At 36.0% G+C, this 420-nt stretch carries 1 pseudogene; it reads left to right on the forward strand.

Annotated features, from left to right (window positions below):
* A pseudogene (locus tag AB671_RS22620) lies at positions 1–420 on the forward strand (RHS repeat-associated core domain-containing protein); the annotation flags it as partial.

A 420-nucleotide genomic window follows, 5' to 3' on the forward strand; every position in this document is an offset into this window, starting at 1 on the left:
AATCTGAACTTGATTTTTCGGGAACACCAAAGATGGCTATTACTAAACATAAAAGGTTAGATAGTGATACCGAAAGAGTAATTACCGAGAACTTTACTTATGACCATCAGAACAGATTATTGACCCATACCCATCAGGTTGATAACAATCCTCTGGAATATCTTGCTCAGAATAAATACAATGAGCTTTCGCAGCTGGAAAGTAAAAAAGTGGGTGGAACAAGTTCAAACACACCTTTGCAGCAGGTAGATTATCTGTATAATATTCGAGGCTGGATGACACAGATTAATGATCCTGCAAATTTAGGAAGTGATCTGTTTGGTTATAAAATCAAATATAATCAGGTAGAAGGTGAACAGACTCCTAATAATGATTTTTCAACTCTTCAGGTAAAGCCTAAATACAACGGTAACATTGCAG

This window comes from Chryseobacterium sp. BGARF1, assembly GCF_001677955.1.
Taxonomy (GTDB): Bacteria; Bacteroidota; Bacteroidia; order Flavobacteriales; family Weeksellaceae; genus Chryseobacterium.